Raw genomic sequence first — 4,536 nt, forward strand, 5'->3', positions numbered from 1 at the left:
ATATTCCCTATGTGAACCGCGTGACCCCGCGCGCGGGGCTGACGCTGCATGCCACGGACAACCGGGTCGAGGTGGACCGCGCCAGCCATGCGCTGGAGATGGCGGCTGAGGGCAAGCGCGTGGTGGTGGTCTCCTCCGGCGATCCGGGCGTCTTTGCCATGGCCTCGGCGGTCTTTGAGGCGCTGGAGGCTGGTGCCGCCCGGCATCCCGACTGGCTGGCGCTGGACATCCGGGTGCTGCCCGGCATCACCGCCATGCTCGCCGCCGCCGCCGCCATTGGCGCGCCGCTGGGCCATGACTTTGCCGCCATCAACCTGAGTGACAACCTGAAACCCTGGGAGTTGATCGAGCGCCGCCTGCAATTGGTCGGCGAGGCTGGTCTGGCGATGGCGTTCTACAATCCGCGCTCCAAATCCCGCCCGCATCAGTTCGCCCGGGCGCTGGAGGTGCTGCGCGCGGCCTGCGGCGAGGACACGCTGATCACCTTTGCCCGCGACGTGACCAAACCGGGCCAGGAGCTGCTGACCGTGCCGCTGCGCGACGCCACGCCCGAGATGGCCGATATGCGCACGGTGGTGATTGTCGGCAACCGCGACACCCGGCGCGTGGGCGATTACGTCTATACGCCGCGCTTTGCGCCGGGCCACAACCCCGCAGACAAGGACGGCTAAGCGCCGTGATCCAGCCAGCGCATCACCTCGGGCACCGATCCCAGCACCCGCCGCGCCGGGAGTGCGGGCCGCTCGATCATCACCACCGGCAGGCCAAGGCTGCGGGCGGCGATCAGCTTGGCCTCGGCGCCGCTGCCCCCGGCGTTCTTGGCCACCACATGGGTGATGTTATGCTGGCGCATCAGCGCCGCGTCGTCTGCTGCCGCAAAGGGGCCACGGGCGACAATGACGCTGGCATCGGGCAAGGCCAGCGGTGCCTCCGGCGCATCCACCAGCCGCAGCAGATAGTGATTGTCCGGCTTGGTCGCGAACGCCGCCACATGCTGCTTGCCGATGGCCAGAAACACCCGCGCGCCTGCGTCCGGCAGCGCGGCAACCGCGGCGTCGATATCGGCCACATGGCTCCAGCTGTCGCCCGGCTGCGCCCCCCATGCGGGGCGCTCATAGGCGACCAGATCGGCACCCGCCTCGGCAGCGGCCAGCACCGCGTTGCGGCTCATCTGCGCGGCAAAGGGATGGGTTGCATCCACCACATGCGTGATCCCCTCACGGCGGAGATAGTCCACCAGCCCCGCCACGCCCCCGAAACCGCCGACGCGGCAGGGCAACGGCTGCTGCGCCGGGCGCGCGGTGCGGCCCGCGTAGGAAAACACCGCCTGACGCCCGGCCACCGGATCCTCGGCGACCCAGGTCTCGGCCAGATGCGCGGCGAGGCCCGAGGCCTCGGTGGTGCCGCCCAGCAGCAGGAGTTTCGTCATAGCTGATCCTGTCCATAATCCGTGGCTGACCCTGATCGGTCTGGGCGAAGATGGCCTTCACGGGCTGTCGAGCGCAAGCCGATCCGCGCTGGAAAGCGCAGAAATCATCATCGGCGGCGCGCGCCACCTGGACCTGGTCGGCGCCGGGACACGTGGCCAGCCCTGGCCCGTGCCCTTTTCCACCGCGCCGGTGCTTGCGGCGCGGGGGCGGCCCACCGTGGTGCTGGCCTCGGGAGATCCCTTCTGGCATGGCGCGGGTGGCAGCCTCCTGCGCGATCTGGAGCGGGCCGAGTGGGTCTCGCATCCCGCGCCCTCCTGTTTTGCCCTCGCGGCCAATGCGCTCGGCTGGCGGATGGAAGAGACCCTCTGCCTTGGCCTGCATGCGGCCCCCTATGCCCGGCTGCGCCCCTTGCTGGGCGATGGCGTCCGGCTCCTCTGCACCCTGCGCGATGGTGCGGCAGCGGCGGAGCTCGCCAGCTATCTGAGCGACATCGGCTTTGGCGCCAGCCTCCTGCATGTGCTGGAACGTCTGGGCGGCCCCAAGCAACGCCTGCGCAGCATGCGGGCCGAGGGGTTTGACCTCACCGGGATCGACGCGCCGGTATTGGCCGCGATCGAGGCCGTGGGCCGCGGGTTACCGCAGGCCTCGGGCCTGTCGGATGAGCTCTTTGCCAGTGATGGCCAGATCACCAAACGCCCCATTCGCGCGCTGACCCTCTCCGCCCTCGGGCCGCGCGCCGGCGCGCATCTGTGGGATATCGGCGGCGGGTCGGGGTCGATCTCGGTCGAGTGGTGCCTGGCGGCGTGGGGCGCGACGGCGACCACATTCGAGCCGCGCGCGGACCGGCTGGCCAATATCACGGAAAACGCCGCGCGCTTTGGCCTCGACCATCGCCTGCACGCGGTGCACGGTCGCGCACCCGAGGTGCTGGCCGGTCAGGACCTGCCCGATTGCGTCTTTATCGGCGGCGGCGGGACTCAGGCGCTCTTGGATCATCTCTGGCAGATCCTGCCCCCCGGCACCCGGATCGTAGCCAATGGGGTGACGCTGGAAACCGAGACCCTGTTGATGCAGGCCCATGCGCAATGGGGCGGCCATCTCCTGAAGGTGGAACTCGCCGAGGCTGGCCCCCTGGGGCGCATGCGCGACTGGCGCCGCGCCCGCCCGGTGATCCAATGGAGCGTGACGCGATGATGATCGCCGGTCTTGGCTTCTCGGCGCGTGCCACGACGACCAGCCTGATGCAGCTCTTGGCCGCGCTGCCGCAGCGCCCGCAGGCGCTGGCCGCCCTGCGCGCCAAGGCCGAGACCGCCCTGTTTCAGGACTGCGCCGCCAGTTTGGGCCTGCCGGTGTTTCTGCTGGACGAAAGTGAAATTGCGGGTATTGAGACCCCGACCCATTCCCCGCGCATCCTCGCGCGGTTCAACACCGGATCACTGGCCGAGGCGGTGGCGCTGGTCGCCGCCCGCAAGGCCGGCGCTGAGGCGCTGCTGATCCAGACCAGACTGACAGCCGCGGACGGGCTTGCCACCGTGGCTCTTGCGGAGACGAAAGAGATATGACCGTTCACTTTATTGGCGCGGGCCCCGGTGCCGCTGATCTGATCACCCTGCGCGGCCGCGACCTGATCGCCGCCTGCCCGGTCTGCCTTTATGCCGGCTCCTTGGTGCCCGAGGCGCTGCTGAGCCATTGCCCCGAGGGCACCAAGATCATCAACACCGCGCCACTCTCGCTGGACGAGATCATGGCCGAGATCAAAGCCGCCCATGACGCCGGTCACGATATCGCCCGGCTGCATTCGGGCGACCTTTCGGTCTGGTCGGCCCTAGGAGAGCAGCTGCGCCGCCTGCGCGATCTGGCGATCCCCTATGACATCACCCCAGGCGTGCCCGCCTTTGCCGCCGCCGCAGCCGCGCTGGGAAGCGAGTTCACCCTGCCCGGCGTGGCGCAATCGCTGGTGCTGACGCGCACCTCTGGCCGCGCCTCGGCCATGCCCGAGGGCGAAACGCTTGAGAATTTCGCCGCCACCGGCGCGACGCTGGCCATTCACCTCTCGGTGCACGTGCTGGATGACGTGGTGGCGCGGCTGACGCCTGCCTATGGCACGGACTGCCCGGTGGCCATCGTCTGGCGTGCCAGCTGGCCGGATCAGAAGATCATCAAATCCACGCTTGGCAGCGTGATCGAGGCCACCGAGGGCGAGCGCGGGCGCACCGCGCTTATTCTGGTGGGGCAGGCGCTGGGCGCGGAGGATTTCGCCGAGAGCTGCCTTTATGGTGCCGATTATGATCGCCGCTACCGCCCGCAAAGCGCCGACAGCCCCTGGTCGGAATGGAGCGAAGGCGATGATTGAACGCCCGCCTCTTCTAGCCAAGGACAGCCCCCGACCTCGGGTGGGGGCGCAAGCCCCCTCCCGTGGGGTAGGTCGGGGGCTGTCCGGCCGATCAGCCAGACATGAAGGCGCGACAAGGAGACCTGCCCAATGACCGCCATTCCCAACGGCCTGATGATCTCCGCCCCCTCCTCCGGCACCGGCAAGACCACCGTCATGCTGGGCCTGCTGCGCGCGCTGACCGAGGACAGGCTGAACGTGCAGCCCTTCAAGAGCGGGCCGGATTATATCGACCCGGCGTTTCACTTTGCGGCCGCCGGACGGGCGTCCTTCAACCTTGATACCTGGGCGATGGATGGTGACCTTCTGGACGCGGTAACGACACAGGCCCAGGGCGCGGATATCTGCATCGGCGAGGGGTCCATGGGGCTGTTTGACGGCGTCGCCACGCGCGGCCAGTCGGGCTTTGGCTCCTCCGCCGAAACCGCGCTGCGCATGGGCTGGCCGGTGGTGCTGGTGATCGACGTGGGCGGACAGGCGCAATCCGCGGGAGAAAAAGCGCTGGGGTTTAAGATGTATAACCCCGATTTGCCCTTTGCGGGCGTGATCCTCAACCGCGTTGCCAGCCCGCGCCACGAACGGCTAACCCGCCTCGGCATGGAGCGCGCTGGCGTCAAGGTGCTGGGCTCCCTGCCCCGGCGCGGAGATCTGGCACTGCCGGAACGGCATCTTGGCCTGATTCAGGCGGTCGAACACCCCGACCTTGATGCCGCT

The 4,536-nt window shown here is 68.9% G+C and carries 6 protein-coding genes; 5 read left to right on the plus strand and 1 reads right to left on the minus strand.

All coding sequences use genetic code 11. The features are described from left to right. Positions 1-671, plus strand: a 671-nt coding sequence (locus HCZ87_RS19885) for a precorrin-3B C(17)-methyltransferase (protein WP_167646731.1), incomplete at its 5' end; no start/stop codon positions are given. Here HCZ87_RS19885 and HCZ87_RS19890 read toward each other — a convergent pair. Next, a complete protein-coding gene (locus HCZ87_RS19890; RefSeq protein WP_167646733.1) occupies positions 668-1,429 on the minus strand; it encodes a cobalt-precorrin-6A reductase in 762 nt (253 codons plus the stop codon). The two genes, HCZ87_RS19885 and HCZ87_RS19890, sit on opposite strands and share 4 nt — an antisense overlap. Here HCZ87_RS19890 and cbiT point away from each other — a divergent pair. The 4 genes from cbiT to HCZ87_RS19910 form a co-directional block, all read left to right on the plus strand. Beyond that, positions 1,428-2,624 (plus strand): precorrin-6Y C5,15-methyltransferase (decarboxylating) subunit CbiT, encoded by a 1,197-nt coding sequence (gene cbiT / locus HCZ87_RS19895; RefSeq protein WP_167646741.1) that lies wholly within the window; start codon positions 1,428-1,430, stop codon positions 2,622-2,624. The genes HCZ87_RS19890 and cbiT overlap by 2 nt on opposite strands. Beyond that, a complete protein-coding gene (locus tag HCZ87_RS19900; RefSeq protein WP_167646735.1) occupies positions 2,621-2,992 on the plus strand; it encodes a cobalamin biosynthesis protein in 372 nt (123 codons plus the stop codon). The genes cbiT and HCZ87_RS19900 overlap by 4 nt, the downstream gene beginning before the upstream one ends. Then, positions 2,989-3,783, plus strand: a complete 795-nt coding sequence (gene cobM, locus HCZ87_RS19905; RefSeq protein WP_167646737.1) for a precorrin-4 C(11)-methyltransferase — start codon at positions 2,989-2,991, stop codon at positions 3,781-3,783. The genes HCZ87_RS19900 and cobM overlap by 4 nt, the downstream gene beginning before the upstream one ends. A gap of 129 nt (positions 3,784-3,912) precedes the next feature. After that, positions 3,913-4,536: cobyrinate a,c-diamide synthase (locus HCZ87_RS19910; protein ID WP_167646739.1), on the plus strand; the 624-nt coding region annotated here is incomplete at its 3' end.

This window comes from Phaeobacter sp. HF9A (genome assembly GCF_011806385.1).
GTDB lineage: Bacteria > Pseudomonadota > Alphaproteobacteria > Rhodobacterales > Rhodobacteraceae > Epibacterium.

Coding starts and splice junctions, on each gene's coding strand:
- HCZ87_RS19890 (WP_167646733.1), bottom strand. CDS start 1,429: ATGACGAAACTCCTGCTGCTGGGCGGCACCACCGAGGCCTCGGGCCTC.
- HCZ87_RS19900 (WP_167646735.1), top strand. CDS start 2,621: ATGATGATCGCCGGTCTTGGCTTCTCGGCGCGTGCCACGACGACCAGC.
- cobM (WP_167646737.1), top strand. CDS start 2,989: ATGACCGTTCACTTTATTGGCGCGGGCCCCGGTGCCGCTGATCTGATC.